At 40.3% G+C, this 16,287-nt stretch carries 21 protein-coding genes; 18 read left to right on the top strand and 3 right to left on the bottom strand.

Going from position 1 to position 16,287, the window contains the following annotated elements:
• Positions 1-144: 144 nt before the first annotated feature.
• Positions 145-594 carry a YfmQ family protein gene (locus NKR21_RS11855; RefSeq protein ID WP_012010469.1) on the bottom strand — a complete coding sequence of 150 codons (450 nt, stop codon included), beginning with the start codon at positions 592-594 and terminating at the stop codon, positions 145-147.
• 274 nt (positions 595-868) lie between these two features.
• Here NKR21_RS11855 and NKR21_RS11850 point away from each other — a divergent pair, with 274 nt between their 5' ends.
• The 5 genes from NKR21_RS11850 (at position 869) to NKR21_RS11830 (ending at position 4,583) form a co-directional block, all read left to right on the top strand.
• Entirely contained in the window at positions 869-1,348 is a 480-nt protein-coding gene (locus NKR21_RS11850; RefSeq protein WP_144457911.1) for a GNAT family N-acetyltransferase, read from the top strand.
• Complete coding sequence (locus NKR21_RS11845; protein WP_144457909.1) at positions 1,345-2,322, top strand: GNAT family N-acetyltransferase; 978 nt, start codon at positions 1,345-1,347, stop codon at positions 2,320-2,322. Before NKR21_RS11850 ends, NKR21_RS11845 begins: the two co-directional genes overlap by 4 nt.
• Positions 2,323-2,436: 114 nt before the next feature.
• A complete protein-coding gene (locus NKR21_RS11840) occupies positions 2,437-2,763 on the top strand; it encodes an iron-sulfur cluster biosynthesis family protein (protein WP_144457907.1) in 327 nt (108 codons plus the stop codon).
• A gap of 12 nt (positions 2,764-2,775) precedes the next feature.
• Positions 2,776-3,015, top strand: a complete 240-nt coding sequence (locus tag NKR21_RS11835) for a YqkC family protein (RefSeq protein WP_012010465.1) — start codon at positions 2,776-2,778, stop codon at positions 3,013-3,015.
• 305 nt (positions 3,016-3,320) lie between these two features.
• Entirely contained in the window at positions 3,321-4,583 is a 1,263-nt protein-coding gene (locus NKR21_RS11830; protein ID WP_012010464.1) for a response regulator aspartate phosphatase, read from the top strand.
• A gap of 26 nt (positions 4,584-4,609) precedes the next feature.
• Here NKR21_RS11830 and NKR21_RS11825 read toward each other — a convergent pair whose 3' ends face one another.
• On the bottom strand, positions 4,610-5,542 hold the full coding sequence (locus NKR21_RS11825) for an alpha/beta hydrolase (RefSeq protein ID WP_144457905.1): 933 nt from the start codon (positions 5,540-5,542) through the stop codon (positions 4,610-4,612).
• 125 nt (positions 5,543-5,667) lie between these two features.
• Between NKR21_RS11825 and NKR21_RS11820 the strand changes: the two genes are divergently transcribed.
• Positions 5,668-5,889, top strand: coding sequence for a YqkE family protein (locus tag NKR21_RS11820; protein ID WP_044141056.1), 222 nt, complete (start codon positions 5,668-5,670; stop codon positions 5,887-5,889).
• Between the two features lie 282 nt (positions 5,890-6,171).
• Entirely contained in the window at positions 6,172-6,453 is a 282-nt protein-coding gene (locus NKR21_RS11815) for an LCI fold-containing protein (RefSeq protein ID WP_119125706.1), read from the top strand.
• A 157-nt stretch (positions 6,454-6,610) separates the two neighbouring features.
• Here NKR21_RS11815 and NKR21_RS11810 read toward each other — a convergent pair whose 3' ends face one another.
• Complete coding sequence (locus tag NKR21_RS11810) at positions 6,611-7,534, bottom strand: aldo/keto reductase (RefSeq protein WP_012010459.1); 924 nt, start codon at positions 7,532-7,534, stop codon at positions 6,611-6,613.
• A 167-nt stretch (positions 7,535-7,701) separates the two neighbouring features.
• On the opposite strand from NKR21_RS11810, the gene NKR21_RS11805 reads away from it, so the two are divergent.
• The 11 genes from NKR21_RS11805 (at position 7,702) to NKR21_RS11755 (ending at position 16,141) form a co-directional block, all read left to right on the top strand.
• The gene (locus NKR21_RS11805; RefSeq protein ID WP_144457903.1) at positions 7,702-8,259 is read left to right on the top strand and encodes an NUDIX hydrolase; all 558 of its coding nucleotides are present in this window, start codon (positions 7,702-7,704) and stop codon (positions 8,257-8,259) included.
• Positions 8,256-9,437: a TIGR00375 family protein gene (locus tag NKR21_RS11800; protein WP_144457901.1), complete on the top strand. Its 1,182-nt coding sequence runs from the start codon at positions 8,256-8,258 to the stop codon at positions 9,435-9,437. Before NKR21_RS11805 ends, NKR21_RS11800 begins: the two co-directional genes overlap by 4 nt.
• Positions 9,424-9,876 (top strand): GNAT family N-acetyltransferase, encoded by a 453-nt coding sequence (locus NKR21_RS11795; RefSeq protein WP_088000910.1) that lies wholly within the window; start codon positions 9,424-9,426, stop codon positions 9,874-9,876. The genes NKR21_RS11800 and NKR21_RS11795 overlap by 14 nt, the downstream gene beginning before the upstream one ends.
• Positions 9,877-9,944: 68 nt before the next feature.
• A complete protein-coding gene (locus NKR21_RS11790) occupies positions 9,945-10,166 on the top strand; it encodes a hypothetical protein (RefSeq protein ID WP_088000912.1) in 222 nt (73 codons plus the stop codon).
• Between the two features lie 107 nt (positions 10,167-10,273).
• Positions 10,274-11,404: a S8 family peptidase gene (locus tag NKR21_RS11785; protein WP_144457899.1), complete on the top strand. Its 1,131-nt coding sequence runs from the start codon at positions 10,274-10,276 to the stop codon at positions 11,402-11,404.
• A gap of 116 nt (positions 11,405-11,520) precedes the next feature.
• Positions 11,521-12,168 (top strand): stage II sporulation protein M, encoded by a 648-nt coding sequence (gene spoIIM, locus NKR21_RS11780; protein ID WP_012010454.1) that lies wholly within the window; start codon positions 11,521-11,523, stop codon positions 12,166-12,168.
• A gap of 118 nt (positions 12,169-12,286) precedes the next feature.
• On the top strand, positions 12,287-12,739 hold the full coding sequence (gene fur / locus NKR21_RS11775) for a ferric iron uptake transcriptional regulator (protein ID WP_003215577.1): 453 nt from the start codon (positions 12,287-12,289) through the stop codon (positions 12,737-12,739).
• Positions 12,740-12,856: 117 nt separating this feature from the next.
• Positions 12,857-13,084: a YqzK family protein gene (locus NKR21_RS11770; RefSeq protein ID WP_041816269.1), complete on the top strand. Its 228-nt coding sequence runs from the start codon at positions 12,857-12,859 to the stop codon at positions 13,082-13,084.
• 6 nt (positions 13,085-13,090) lie between these two features.
• A complete protein-coding gene (xerD, locus tag NKR21_RS11765) occupies positions 13,091-13,981 on the top strand; it encodes a site-specific tyrosine recombinase XerD (RefSeq protein WP_012010452.1) in 891 nt (296 codons plus the stop codon).
• Positions 13,982-14,132: 151 nt separating this feature from the next.
• Positions 14,133-15,317 carry a phosphopentomutase gene (gene deoB / locus NKR21_RS11760; protein WP_144457897.1) on the top strand — a complete coding sequence of 395 codons (1,185 nt, stop codon included), beginning with the start codon at positions 14,133-14,135 and terminating at the stop codon, positions 15,315-15,317.
• An 11-nt stretch (positions 15,318-15,328) separates the two neighbouring features.
• Positions 15,329-16,141 (top strand): purine-nucleoside phosphorylase, encoded by an 813-nt coding sequence (locus NKR21_RS11755; protein WP_012010450.1) that lies wholly within the window; start codon positions 15,329-15,331, stop codon positions 16,139-16,141.
• The last annotated feature ends 146 nt before the right edge of the window (positions 16,142-16,287 follow it).

The following is a 16,287-nucleotide window of genomic DNA, read 5'->3' as shown; positions in this document are numbered from 1 at the left end:
TCACCTCTTAGAACGTATGTTCTGTTCTTATTGTAACCGTCAGGAGGCGAAATTGATACTGGTAAATCATTCAAAGAAAAGAGTGTAAAACCATACAAAAAAGACAAAGTGGAAAACACTTCGTCTCATTTGATACAACATATTTTAAGCATGTGCTAAATTGTAAGATGTTTGGAGCGGCTCAGAACGCAAACGATAGGCCGTCAGTTTTTTCTTAGGCTTATGAGTAAATTGCCGAACCACATCTACGTGGTCATCGTAATGATACAGATAAAGGGTCACATCATGCTTACCAAGCTTTGTTTGCATAGTAAGCGGTGCAGGCCCTTCCTGCGGATGAAGAAAACGCTCCTCATCACCAGGATAAATATAATAGCGTTCAATAAAGATCGCATCATTAAAATGTTGAATAATGTCAGATGCTTGTTGATCATCGAGCGGACGATCCTCAAACATGATCGTTGTTTGATCACTTGTTACTTTTGCATGCACTGCATAACGACTAAAAAGGCGTTCCACAACACCAGAGGGCAGCGAAGTGACAAGAAGCTTTAAGAGACTAAACACAACAAGTGAAGTAACAATCCAAACCAATATCATCATCTCCAATAAACATTTGTTACATTTCCTATATGAACCATCTTAACATACCAAAAGAATGAAACTTTCGCACAAAAAGTGAACTTTTTGAAATAAGTGTGAAGATTTAAAAGGAGATGACGGTGAAAGAACGAAATCAACAAAGCTGAAAGAAAAAAGGCAGGCACGTTATCTTTACAAATAATTCATCGGACAGGTAGACTATTGAAACAACAGGTTTTTATAAAAAAGAGAGTGGTAAGCCAAAATGAAAAGGGGCGAGGTCATCATGATACGTCAAGTGAAGCCGTCAGATTTTTATGCCGTCACATCCGTCATCCAAAGCTGGTGGGGAGGTAGGGATTTGCGCGCAAAATTGCCGAAACTATTTTTTGAACATTTTCAGCAAACAAGTTTTGTCGTCGTCGAAAAAGGGGAACTGATTGGCTTTTTAGTCGGTTTTTTATCGCAATCTCATTCAGATGAAGCGTATATTCACTTTGTTGGGGTACATCCTGATCACCGGAAATTAAAGATCGGCAAAATCCTCTATCAAGCGTTTTATGAAGCGGCTCAAAAGGAAGGGAGAACAACAATTAAAGCTGTCACAGCTCCTGTTAATAGAGTCTCCATTGCTTACCATACAAAACTTGGTTTTCAAATCGAAAAGGGAGATAAAACAGTGGACGGCATTTCAGTTTTTTCAGATTACGACGGCATTTATGAAGACCGTGTGTTATTTGTGAAAAAACTGGAGGAAAAGGTATGATCATTCGGCTCGATCAACAAAACAAAGAGCAAGCAAAACAAATTTTACATATCCAACTTGCCGCATATCAGCGCGAGGCAGAACAAATTGGCTATCAAGATTTACCACCCTTAAAACAAACGGTCAAAGACATTATGAAAACAGATGAGAAGTTCATAGGGTTTGAGATAGAAGGACAGTTGTTAGGAATCGCTTCATATGAAATGCATGAGGACCGGATTGTCCTCAGCCGATTGGCTGTGCACCCTCATCATGTCCATCAAGGAATCGGAACAAAGCTGATGCAATTCATTATCAATTATCAACTACCAATCGAGCTCACTACGGCGGAAGCGAATACCCCAGCGATTCAGCTCTATGAAAAGCTAGGGTTTCAACAGACGGATCGTTTACAAGTAGAAAACAATCTGATCTTAACCAAAATGGAACGGTCGATGCTTCGAAAGGTAGAAGTGATTAAATATCAAACGAGCTGGCCAGACGAATGTCGCCGTGAGCTTGCCAAACTGAAAGAGGTGGTGGGCCGTAACTGGGTCGATGGTCACCACATTGGCAGTACGTCAATCAAAGGTATGGCCGCCAAGCCGATCATTGATATCCTGCTAGAAGTGAAACATATTAGTGATTTAGATGAGTGTAACCATCTGTTTCGTCAGCTTGGATATGAACCACTAGGAGAATATGGACTTCAAGGAAGACGTTTTTTTAGAAAAGGCGGCTCGAATCGATCACATCACGTTCACGCCTATGAAACTGGTCATGATTATGTGAAAAGACATTTGGTGTTTCGTGATTATTTAAAAGCAGCACCTGAGCGTGCCAAAGCTTATGCAGATAAAAAGTGCCAATTGGCAAAAGCCCATCCGGAAGATATGGAAAATTATATCAATGGAAAAGATGCGATTATTAAAGAGATTGAACAAGAGGCATACAAATGGTCAAAGCAGTTGAAAGACAAAGGACGATACAAGTAAACGTTTTTACATAGAACAACGTATTTTGGCAATGAGCCTGGCAAGGGGATGAACGTGTTTAATTGATGGTTGGTATGTTACAATGGAACAATCAACGAAAAAAGGATGTTCGGCATGTATATTCATATAACAGAACCAGCAGCAGCGTTCCTTACAAAACGACAAGCAGCGCATGAAACGAAAGAACTGCTTCTTCGCTATGATTCAGATGGATGCGGCTGTGCGGTAAGCGGTGTCCCCATGATTTGGCTCATAGGTGAAAGAACGGGTGAGTGGGAACAGCTCAAGCATAATCAGCCATTTAAACTGTATATACACACAGCACAAAAGGTCTTTTTTGACGAGGAAATGACCATTGATTTTAATGAAAAAGCCAACACACTCATGCTGAAAAGCCCTCAACAAATACTCAGCCCGAGAATGGGTATACTTGTAAAGTAAGGTGGAAATGTAGTGGATCAAAAGCTAAAAGTGATACAAAACACGGCACAAAATAAGACATGGGTGTCGTTTTTAAATAACAATCATCCCTATACCCTTTTGCACTGGTCAATAGGTGGGATGGATTCGGTGAAAAAGGATGTTTGGCTTCTTCAGGATGAAGTCACATTTGAAACGGAAGAATTTCCAACGCTCGAATTAGCTGTCAATTGGATTAAAGAGAATATGGAACAGGTAACAGATGTATTATAAAAGCCCTTTTTGATAAAAGGGTTTTTTTCATGCCTTCATCATCTCATCAAGCAACTGGAAATGTCTAATTTGAAAAATGATCTTTTGCAAGGCAAATAACCCGTTTTATAACAACCAAATCGACAAAGTGAGAAAAATAGAAATGAAAAAAATGTGGATATAAATGCCGAAAAATAGGCAATGGAAGCGGTTATTGCGGGATACCGCAAACTTTGCGAAAAATGACATTTCATATTTCTTCCATTCGAGGAAATATGATAGAATACAACATGTATCGTATATGAGAAGGGAGGTGCTAAAGTGAATTGAAGCTCAAGCTGTCATCGCCTCAGGTTGGAATTAAAATAAACGAATGGTATAGGCAGATTTGCGGATTTCATGTCATGAAAGCAGAGAAGCTGAAGGCCGAGATCGAGCAGGAAATTCTGGAGATGGAGCAAGATCAAAACTTGCTGCTGTTTTACCAGCTGATGGATTTTCGCCATAAGGTGATGCTTGAATATTTTGAACCAGCAAAGAAAGCCTCAAATGATGAAGAAATTAAAAACCTGCTAGAAACGATCGAACATTCACAAACGAAATTAACGGACATGCTTGAATACTATGTTCATTTTTTCACAGGAATGTTTGAGTTTGAACAGCAAAACTATTTAAGTGCCATTGCCTATTACCGTTCAGCAGAAAAAAAGCTCAATCTCATATCAGATGATATAGAAAGAGCAGAATTTTACTTTAAATTAGCTGAAATATACTACCACATGAAACAAACCCACTTTTCGATGCACTATGCCTTGCAAGCGTTAGATACGTATTCTGCCTACAGAACGTACACGCTGAGAATCATCCACTGTGAATTTGTCATCGGTGCAAACTATGATGATTTGAAATGCTATGAACATGCATTGCCCTACTTTAAAAATGCTCTAAATCGAGCACGCTCAATTGGAAACCCTCGAGTCATAGGTTCGGCCCTTTTCAACTTAGGTAACTGTTATTACCAAATGAACGACCTTGCGGAAGCAAGCCGTTATCTGAAAGACTCTCTTGAAGTGTTTGAAAAGGAGAATTTAACCCATCTTAATCGCTCTCTAGACCCACTATTTATGCTCACCCAAATCCTGTTTAAACAAAAACAAATAGAAGAGTCATTAACCCTCTATCAAAAAGGTATTATGAAAGCCTGTGAATTAGAAGATGAAATTTACATTTGCAAATTTCAGTTCTTAAAAGCCTTATACGTTGATGCAGAAATAGCGATCATAGACGATACGTTAGACCTGCTCGAGGACAAGCGCTTATACCCGGACATTGAGGAATTGGCACTTGATGCGGCTCATTATTACAATGAGCTTGGACTGTATGAAGCATCGACACGGTTTTATGAAAGGAAGATTCAAGCCATATCAAAAATTCAAAATGGGGGTCATTTATATGAAAACGAGTTTGATAGTTCTTTTATTGGCAGCAACTGCAGGATTATCGGTCATGAGTCAGCAACAATCGGAAGAGAGCCATATGGAACTGGCGGGCAGACACCATACAACAGTGGTGACTATCGTATAAGTTAACTAAAAAAGAGGAGACGAACCGCTGTTCATTCTCCTCTTTTATCTTCATTCAAATCAAATGGTTGTAGGAATGCTTGAACTTCTTGTTCATAAGCTTCTTTATTTTCGCTAAAAGACATCGCATGAGCCCCGTGCGGCGCTATAAATAGTTGTTTTTCACCTTTTTTTCGAGTATATAGCTGCTGACTCTGCTCGCATGGAATATAGTCATCGTGAAGGCTATGGATAAAAAGTACAGGTTCTCTCACCTGATCGATCACATCAAGCGGTGACACTTGCCGAATGCTGTATCCATCACGCCATTTTAACACGCGATCACTTAGTGGAAGAATCCATCTCCCTGAAAGACGAAAATCTGTTTTTAATCGATAGAGAAGCTGATCCTCAAAAGAAGCAAAAGGACAGTCAGCGATGTAAAAATTGGCGCTTGCTTCCGGCTTTGCAGCATATAATAAAGTCGTGACTGCCCCCATTGATTCTCCGTGTATACCGATAATAGCATTTTCCCCGAGCCTTTGTCTGAGCCACTTCACGACCTGCGCTAAATCTTCTTTTTCGTAGTATCCATAACTTGTGGTTTTTCCGCCGCTCATTCCATGTCTTCTATGATCATAAAGCATCACATTCCACCCGAGCTTTTGGAATAATTTCATATACTTAACGGAATTGATTAAACTGACTGTGACGCCATGACAAAGTACAATGGTGCGTGTTGTATGTGTATGTGAGTGCGGCACAAAATAGCCATGAAGATCATAACCAAATGCTGAAGGAATACACACTTTCTCTTTGTTAAGCTGTTGAAACTCTTCATGATGATAATGCCCTTCATCTGATTCCCGTTTGATGAGCTCTTCATCTGTTAATTTTCGAATATACATCATTTTATTGGTGAAAAAAATGCCGATTGCAATGAGCGGACATAATATGAAGGCAAGTATAGCGATCCATTTTTTCATCTAGCTGCCTCTTCCTTTCCGAGGTTTTTCTTATGACGATCATACCACATGTTGGGAGAATGGCGTGACTCTTGCTCAGGAAATCAAACGGATGATACACTTAGAGGCAAAAGGAGAGAGGCACAATGAAAAAGAACAATGATCAAGCGAAATTAAAGGACGGCATAAACGAGGATCTCAAACAGCAGCTCCTTCAAATGAAGCAGAATCTGGCCGCTGAGACAGAAAAAAGAGAAGAACAAAAACGACAAGACCTCCTTCGGCAGCAGAAAGAAAAAGAAAAAAACAAAAGCTTCTCCGAGTTGCTAGATGAAAGTCATTTGGACTGGAGAAAATATAAAAGCTAAAAAAAGGGAGCACTGATGCTTCTTTTTTTATGTCATCATGGTCATGGCAATTGACCAACACACAAGTGCTTCTGACTCATTCTATTCTTACTTCATTTCGACCCCATGTGACAAGATGAATTATCACTAAATTCCACCACCAGTTTATACAAAAGGAAGGACTGGTAGGATTCAGCATTGTTCCTTTTTATAACAAAAATGGTATTTAAGACCCTTTTTGTAGGAGGTCGTAATACTTATAATGAAGATGTATTACAATATTTGGGATTGGAGATGATTTACATGAAATTGAGAAAAACAATGGCTGGAGTCACTCTATCTTTAGGATTGCTTTTACCTGTTTCTGGTCAAGCTCTTGCTACAAATGATTTAACGAATGCGGATTTTCGTACAAATGCTACTTCAATTGTAGATTGTTCTGTCACTCCTTTTAAAGGCGCAAGTAATCGATTATGTATGTATTCGGATAATGGTTCTTTTGCAAATAGTTTCAGTCGTTTTGGTACGACATTTTATCTTAAAGGCAAATCTGGAAATTATGCATATTACGAAAGTGCAAGATAAGACAAAGGGGCTTTTAGCCCCTTCTTGCTTTTCCCTTGTCTGTAGAATTTTTTGAAAAGAGTTCACTCATCATACATACGATAAAATAAAAAATTGTAGAAAAACATGAGTTTTTTTACAATCGCGAGAGATTACATACAGTGATCTCTTTTTTATCTTATTTAACCCGGTGAGCCTCGTACACAGATGGTTTTGTATAGTAAGTCAATGCTTTTACTTCTTGATCACTTAAAGAACGTGCATTGGCCGCTGCCGCATTTTCTTTTAATTGTTCCACCGAGCTTGCGCCAAATACAACAGAACTGACCACAGAATTCTTAAGCAAATATTGAATGGAGAGCTCTGTGAGTGATAGGTCATAAGCGACTTTCTTTAAAGAAGGAATAACCTGCTGTAGCTCGTCAAAAGAATAGTGAAGATAGCCATTTTTTTGAATCGAGTCACTTGCTTCCGAAAGTGGTTTTTCTGTTAAAAGCCCTTTTGCTAAAGGTCCTCTTGCCACGACACTAATGCCTTGTTCTTCAAGAAGAGAGAACCATTCCTCTGGACGGCGGTCGAGTAAACTATATTGCATCATGACACTGACGATATTCGATTTTTTGGCGTATTCTTTAATGACGTTCGGACGGATAGAAGAGATGCCATAATAGCGAATAACACCTTCTTCCACTAATTCTTCAAAAGCTTCAATCGTCTCATCGATAGGATCATCGATCGTGCCTCCGTGCAATTGGTATAAATCAATATAATCTGTTTGCAGCCGCTTGAGGCTTTGTTTTACAGCTTCTTTTATGTATGCCTTTGAAGGATCCCAGTCCCAGCCAGATTTGCCTTTTTCAAAGCGGTTGCCGCCTTTTGTGGCCAAAATTAAATCTTGTCGTCTGTTTTTAATCGCTTTCCCGACAATTTCCTCATTTGTCCCAAAATCATATAAATCGGCTGTATCCAAATAGTTAATTCCAAGATCAATGGCTTCATCTAATAAGGAGAGCGCTTTTCCTTTTTCTGTTCCTAGGGACATACATCCTAGAGCCGCTTCGCTCACCAAAAGATCTGATGTACCAATTCGTCTTTTTTTCAATTTCATCACACTCCTATCCCTTCACATTAAGTGAAAAAAATCTGAAATTCAAGCCAGTTGACTTCAAGTGGCGCATTGAAGCAAGCGTCCGCATTTCGCTTCTCTTAAATCATCTATGTTAAAATGAATGAAGTAAAAAGTGAAAGTAGAACGAGGAGCTGACAAAATTGAAGGACTTTGAAGAAAAAACATTATCGACTAAAGAATTATACAACGGAAAAATCATTGATTTGGTTCTTGAAGATGTAGAATTGCCAAACGGAAAACAAGGCAAACGTGAAATCATCAAACATCCTGGTGCAGTAGCCGTCATTGCTCGGACAGACGAAAATAAAATCATCTTGGTCAAGCAATACCGTAAAGCACTAGAGAGAGCCATCGTTGAAATTCCGGCTGGTAAATTAGAGCCAGGGGAAGAGCCAGCACATACAGCACTGCGAGAATTAGAAGAAGAAACAGGATACACCACCCAGAAGCTTCAAAAGCTGACGGCTTTTTATACTTCACCGGGTTTTGCAGATGAAATCGTCCACATGTATCTTGCAGATCAGCTAATTCCGCTTGAAGAAAAAAGAGAGCTGGATGAAGACGAATTTGTGGAAGTGATGGAAGTTTCATTAGAAGAAGCCTTGAACCTCATTGAAAAGCAGCATATTTATGATGCAAAAACAGCCTATGCCATTCAGTACTTACAACTGCAAGAGGTACTTAAGTCAACAAAATGAGGGAGTTTTTTGCAGACATCCATATTCATATTGGCAGAACAAGAACAGGCAGAGCTGTTAAAATTACAGGTGCAAGGTCACTGACCATTGACCAAATTCTCATTGAAGCAACGCAAAGTAAAGGGATGGGGATGATAGGTGTGATTGATGCACAATCTCCAGAAGTCCTAGAAGAATTAATAGAAGGTGTAGAGGAAGGCAAATATACTGAACTAAGTGATGGTGGTCTATCATTTGAACAGACCGTGCTGCTTTTAGGCAGTGAATTAGAAATTAATGATAATCATTCAAAAGGTCCAATTCATGTGCTTGCATTTATGCCCACGCTGCGCAAAATGACTGAGTTTTCCGCATGGCTCGCGCTTCATATGAAAAATGTGCATTTGAGTTCACAGCGCCTCTATGTGGATGGGAAAACACTTCAGCATAAGGTCAAGGAGCTAGGAGGCTTATTTATTCCTGCTCATATTTTCACGCCGCATAAAAGCTTATTTGGCAAAGGAGTCAGCACGTCATTAACGGAAGTGTTCGATCCGGATCTCATTGATGCTGTTGAACTAGGACTTAGCTGCGATACGTCAATGGCGTCTCAGTTAAGCGAACTGAATCGCTATCCCTTTTTAACGAATTCAGACGCCCATTCTTTAGGGAAAATCGCGCGAGAATATACAAAAATCCGCATGGACCATGCCTCTTTTGCCGAATTCAAACTAGCCCTTGAAGGGAAAGAGGGGAGAGCCATTACAGGAAATTATGGACTCGCCCCGCGGCTTGGGAAGTACTATCATACAACCTGCGAGAAGTGCGGAGTAAGACCTCGCGCGCTAGATCAAGAAAAGTGCCATGCATGCGAACATACCCGGATGACAAAAGGAGTGAGTGAGCGTTTAAAGGAACTGGCTGATCAAGAAAGTGACCATGGAACAAGACCTCCTTATGTTCATCAGCTTCCGCTTCAATTTATTCCGGGTGTCGGAGCCAAAACGCTGGAGAAGCTAAAAGCGGTGTTTCACACAGAGATGAATATCCTTCATCAAGCAACAGAACAAGAACTAAAAGCTGTGCTGCCAGAAAAAACAGCCAATTACATCATCAAAGCAAGAAAAGGTGAAGTCGAACTGATCGCTGGCGGGGGCGGCGTGTACGGTAAGGTGGATATCAATCATGAATCAAGTTAACTGGACATGTCAGACGTTTGATCAATTGTCAAAAGAGGATCTTTACCTGATCTTAATGGAAAGAGTCAATGTATTTGTTGTTGAACAAACATGCCCTTACCCTGAAATTGATCACCGAGACCAAGAAGCGCTTCATCTGATGGCAAAAGAGGACGGCACGATTGTGGCTTATTGCCGAATTTTCCAAAGCGGAATGATGTACGAAGAGGCATCTATTGGCCGTGTTCTTGTGACGCAGGCAGGCCGAAAAAAAGGCTATGGAAAAATGCTGCTTAGCAAGGCTTTGGAAAAGCTGAGTGAATTAGGTGAAACAAGAGTCAAAATTCAGGCGCAAGCCTACTTGAAGTCGTTTTACGAATCATTTGGTTTTAAGGCTGTTTCAGATTGTTATGATGAAGATGGGATTCCGCATCTTGATATGGTGAAAACAGAAAGATAGGCGTGTAGACGTCTATCTTTTTTATGTCATATCGTGTATCATAACGTCAACGAAAGGGGTTTTACCAAATGGGAAAAAGCAATGCAAAGAAAAAACGAGAACATCTTGAAAGACAGCACAGCCGAAACCCGGAATTGTCGAGAGGAAACATGCCGCACTTTAGTACACATGAAAGAAAGACAAAAACAAAACAAGAAGCCTTGCAGCACATGATGAAAAAACATAAAAGAAGGAATGCTTATGATCACTATCAAGAGGATCATAAGCATTTTTATTTTGCTTTTTTGTGACAACTAGCTTAAATAAATGGAAAAATTTAAAAATAGGACAAACGGTCGTTTCTTTTTGTCTAAAAATGTAGTTAAATGACAAAAAGATGAAAGGGAGAGTGGGTATTGTGAACGTCAAGTCAATTGGAGCAGGGCTTTGTATGGCAAGTATGATGCTGGCATCGGTCACATTCGGCGCCTCACATATTTCTGCAAAGGAGCAAGCGAAAAAAGAGTACATGATCGGCTTTTCTTCTTCCGTTCAAGATCATACACAAAAACAGCTTGTTGAAGAAGCTGGTGGACATGTAAAAGAATCCATAGAACAGATAGATATGATGAAAGTTTCCTTGAATGAGGCATCGAAAGAGAAACTGAATCAGGCAAAAGAAGTGACCTTCATTGAGGAGGACCAAAAGGCAAAAACAAGTGGTCAAACGATTCCATATGGCATCAAAAGCATTAAAGCACATAAGGTACATACACGGGGATACGCTGGACAAAATGTGAAAGTAGCCGTTCTTGACAGCGGAATTGATGGCAAACATGAAGATCTACATGTCACCGGAGGAGTCAGCTTTGTTCCAACAGAGTCAGATCCGCTTGTTGACCCGCATGAACACGGGACGCATGTCGCGGGCACAATTGCAGCGCTAGATAATAAGGTAGGTGTCGTCGGTGTTGCGCCGAAAGCCTCAATCTATGCGGTTAAGGTGGCAGATGAAAATGGTGACGGATACTATAGCTGGATCATTAAAGGAATTGAATGGGCCATTGAGAATGACATGGATGTCATCAATATTAGTATGGGAGGAGCAAGTGAATCTGAAGCGCTGAAAGAAGCGGTAGATCGAGCATATGACAAGGGTATTCTCATTGTGGCTTCTGCTGGGAATGCCGGAAGTTATGGCTCACTTAACACGATTGACTATCCAGCTAAATATAGCTCAGTGATAGCAGTTGCCTCTGTTGATCAAAGAAAACAAAGAGCCTTTGATTCATCTGTCGGCGAAGAAGTGGAAGTTTCAGCACCAGGTGTTTCAACGCTCAGTACCATTCCTCATAATGAATATGGCTACAAGAGCGGAACATCCATGGCATCACCGCATGTAGCAGGAGCTGCGGCTGTCATTCTATCAAAACATCCGAATCTGACAAACGATGAAGTGCGCGAGAGACTTACAAAAACGGCTACACCGCTTGGAGAACCTTTTTACTATGGTGCCGGGCTAGTGAACGTACAAAAAGCGGCACGATAAATGAGAAGAGAGGGCAGTGTTTAGGCTGCTTTCTCTTTTTTCTTTCAATAAAACTGTCATGTTTCATAATCTCTCTCATAGAATCTAGTAATCTTTACTATTTGGGAGGAAGACGCATGCGGAAAAAGTCTTGGAAGGAACATCTTCTTCAGCACGTAAAAGACCATCTATCGATTTATTTATTTGTCTCTGTACTTTTTTTAATGGGCGTAATCTTTGGGGCCATTATCGTCAATAGTATGACAATAAGTCAAAAAGAGGATTTATTCTATTATTTAAATCAATTTTTTGGTCAGCTGACAAATGAGAAAGCAGCAGAATCAAAAGAAATGTTTTTGCAAAGCTTTTTGCATCATATGAAATATTTAGGTCTTATGTGGATACTAGGGATATCTATCATTGGCCTGCCGCTCATCTTTCTCATGATCTTTTTAAAAGGAATTGTTGTGGGGTTTACAGTTGGTTTTTTAGTAAATCAAATGGGGCTGAGTGGTTTCTTTCTTTCATTCGTATCAGTTCTTCCGCAAAACATATTGCTTATTCCAGCCTACTTAGTGATTGGGACATGTGCGATTGCGTTTTCCATCCGGCTCATTGGGCAACTGTTCATGAAAAAAACCATCAGTCAAGCACCTGTTCAATGGTTCGCCCGTTATGCATCTGTTCTACTGATGATTTTAGCACTTGCTGCACTTTCGTCCTTTTTTGAATCGTACGTCTCCTTCATGCTCATGAAAAAGCTGGCAGGTGTTCTTTTCACATAAATTTATAATCGTTATTAAATAATAATCAATTTATTTATCAATTTAAAATGATTATAGTTGGCTCCTAGCACATCATTTGATATAATGATCAAGTAATGTGGCGTAGGAGGGAAAGTCAATGGAAAATCGGATTGATCGAATTAAGAAACAGCTTCATTCTTCCAGCTATAAGCTCACGCCACAGCGTGAAGCAACAGTAAGGGTACTGCTTGAGAATGAAGAAGACCATTTAAGTGCAGAAGATGTATACCTCCTCGTAAAAGAGAAGTCTCCTGAAATTGGTCTTGCTACTGTTTATCGAACGTTAGAATTGCTAACTGAACTGAAAGTTGTTGATAAAATTAACTTTGGAGACGGCGTTTCGCGATATGATCTTCGCAAAGAAGGAGCCGCTCACTTCCATCATCATCTTGTCTGCATGGAGTGCGGGACAGTCGATGAGATAGAAGATGATTTATTAGAAGACGTTGAAGAGATTATTGAACGTGACTGGAAATTTAAAATTAAGGATCATAGATTGACATTCCATGGCATTTGCCACCGGTGTCATGATGATGAATCCGGCAAATAATCCGAATTGGAACCTTTTCATTTAAGATGAAGAGGTTTTTTGCATTTTCGCTGTATATTCCTTGTCCCACCTGGCATATGCTGAAGTAACGAGAAGCTGAGAAAGGACATGAGAATCATGCGAAAATGGATCAAAACAACAGGTGAAGTGATGAAGGTATTTATCTTGTTCACTGGTTTTACCGTCCTGTTCTATTATGCTATGATATGGATAAATTCAGAATATGAAAGCTACCATCGTTATGATAAACCAGAGGGTGCAGCAATTAAAGTGATGGAAATGGATCAGCCGAATCAAGATAACTGGCAAGATCGATTGATTTATTTTTATCAAAACGGGGAGTAGAAATCATTGAACGATCAATTATCCGACTTTATTCATTTTATGACAGTAGAGAGAGGACTCTCTGAAAATACCATTGTTTCTTATAAACGAGATTTACAGAACTACTTGTCTTTTTTAATGACACATGAGCAGTTGTCAGATATAAAAGATGTCACGCGCTTGCATATCATTCATTATTTAAAACAGCTAAAAGAGGAAGGGAAATCAAGTAAAACATCAGTACGGCATCTCTCCTCGATCCGTTCCTTCCACCAATTTCTGCTCAGGGAAAAAGTGACAAAAGATGATCCGTCATGGAACATAGAAACGCAAAAAACAGAGCGGAAACTACCGAAAGTTCTATCACTAGGGGAAGTCGAAAAGTTGCTTGATACACCAAATCAGCACACGCCATTTGACTACCGTGACAAAGCGATGCTTGAGCTCTTATACGCAACAGGCATTCGCGTCAGTGAAATGCTGGACCTGACACTTGCCGATGTTCACCTCACAATGGGCTTTATCCGTTGTTTTGGAAAAGGAAGAAAAGAACGAATTGTGCCAATTGGTGAAGCAGCTGCAAGTGCGATTGAAGAATATCTTGAAAAGGGAAGAGGCAAGCTGTTAAAAAAACAGCCGGCAGATGCCTTATTTCTCAATCATCACGGAAAAAAAATGTCGCGGCAAGGTTTCTGGAAGAACCTAAAAAAAAGAGCTCTCGAAGCAGGAATTCAAAAAGAACTCACACCCCATACACTCAGGCATTCATTTGCAACACATCTGCTTGAAAACGGTGCAGACCTAAGAGCTGTGCAGGAGATGCTCGGGCATGCCGATATCTCGACAACACAAATTTATACACACGTGACGAAAACAAGATTGAAAGATGTGTATCACAAATTCCATCCAAGGGCATAAGTAAAGCATGGCACGGTGAACGTGTGTCATGCTTTTTTATGTTTGCACCGTTTATGGTTGTCAACCAGCTTGTAAACGGTTTATACTTGAGATGTCAGACCTCTCTTTTTGAAAGGTTCAAAGAAAAGAATATTGAAGGAGGCGCTTTTTAATGCCTGATTATCAGTATAAACGCATTTTCCTCGTCGTAATGGATTCAGTAGGAATTGGGGAAGCACCTGATGCTGCTGAATTTAATGATGTAGGTGCAGATACACTAGCACATATTGCTGAAAAAATGAACGGGCTTCACATGCCAAATATGGCGAAGCTTGGGCTGAGTCATATTAAAGAAATCAAAGGAATTCCAGCGGATGAGAAACCGCTTGCGTATTATGGAAAAATGCAGGAAGCATCAAATGGTAAAGATACAATGACAGGTCACTGGGAAATCATGGGTCTTTACATAGACACACCGTTCAGAGTTTTCCCAGACGGATTCCCAGATGAACTTTTAAATGAACTAAAAGAAAAAACAGGCAGAGGCATTATAGGAAATAAACCTGCGTCTGGTACTGAAATCTTAGACGAGCTTGGCGAAGAGCATATGAAAACAGGCGATCTAATCGTTTACACATCTGCGGATTCTGTGCTGCAAATTGCTGCGCACGAAGAAGTGGTGCCATTAGATGAACTTTATCGTATTTGTGAAATTGCACGTGAGCTCACATTAGATGAAAAATACATGGTTGGGCGCATTATCGCTCGTCCCTTTGTCGGGGAGCCTGGCGCATTTGTCAGAACACCAAACCGTCATGACTATGCTTTAAAACCATTTGATCGTACAGTGATGAATGAGCTGAAAGATGATGGGCTCGATGTGATTGCGATCGGCAAAATCTCTGATATTTATGATGGCGAAGGAATCACCTCTTCTCTCAGAACAAAATCGAACATGGACGGAATGGACAAGCTGGTCGACACACTTAAAACAGACTTTACAGGAATTAGCTTTTTAAACCTTGTTGATTTTGACGCTCTTTACGGACATAGAAGAGATCCAGAGGGTTACGGAAAAGCACTAGAGGAATTTGACGCCCGTCTTCCTGAAGTGTTTGACCTGTTAAAAGAAGATGATCTTCTTGTGATCACAGCAGATCATGGAAATGACCCTGTTCATCACGGAACAGATCATACAAGAGAATATGTTCCGCTCATTGCTTACAGCAAAAAGCATCAAGGAGCAAATGAACTGCCAACGTCAAAAACCTTTGCTGATCTTGGAGCAACGGTCGCAGACAATTTCAAGACAACGATGCCAAAATACGGCACAAGCTTTTTATCTAAACTCAAATAGGGGGAAATCTCGTGGGAGCACAGTTTTCAGAAGCGGCGGCATATATTAAACAAGCATCAACATACGTACCAACAGTTGGATTGATCTTAGGTTCAGGTCTTGGCATATTAGCAGATGAGATTGAAAATCCAATCAAATTGAAATATGAAGATATTCCTGGATTCCCTGTTTCAACAGTAGAAGGTCATGCAGGGCAGCTCGTCATCGGGACGCTGAAAGGCACTGTCGTATGTGCAATGCAAGGACGTTTTCATTTCTATGAAGGTTATGATATGAAGCAAGTGACGTTTCCAGTCCGTGTGATGAAAGAAATTGGCATTGAGACATGTATTGTGACAAATGCAGCCGGCGGTGTAAATACTTCATTCCATCCAGGTGATCTCATGCTGATTACAGATCATATCAATATGATGGGGACCAATCCATTAATTGGACCAAATGACAGTCAAGGCGTTCGTTTCCCTGATATGTCTGCCCCGTACGATAAAGATTTGCTCGCACTTGCAGAAGAAACAGCTCAGCGCTTAGGCATATCTGTACAGCAAGGTGTTTATGCAGGGATGACAGGTCCTTCATATGAAACACCAGCCGAAGTTCGTTTCCTCAGAACACTTGGCGCAGATGCTGTAGGTATGTCGACGGTTCCAGAGGTGATTGTTGCGCGTCATGCAGGAATCAAAGTGCTAGGTATTTCATGCATTTCTAATGCGGCATCAGGTATTTTAGATCAGCCGCTGTCTCATGATGAAGTCATTGAAGTAACGGAAAAAGTGAAAGCGAGTTTCCTTGATTTAGTCAAAGACGTTGTTAAACAACTCTCATAGCATGTTTCAAGCAGCCTTCTGTTTATCGACAGAAGGCTTTTTTTATGACAATCATACGATCTCTGAATAAAACAGCCTGGATGAGGAAAAAATAGAAAGGATTACGATAATGGAGGTCTGCCACTTGAAACGTCATATATGTGCAT

Source organism: Bacillus sp. 1735sda2 (genome assembly GCF_024159245.1).
Classification (GTDB): Bacteria; Bacillota; Bacilli; order Bacillales; family Bacillaceae; genus Bacillus; species Bacillus pumilus_O.
The sequence above is the reverse complement of the archived record's forward strand: the minus strand, read 5'-3'. Positions and strand labels throughout refer to the sequence as shown.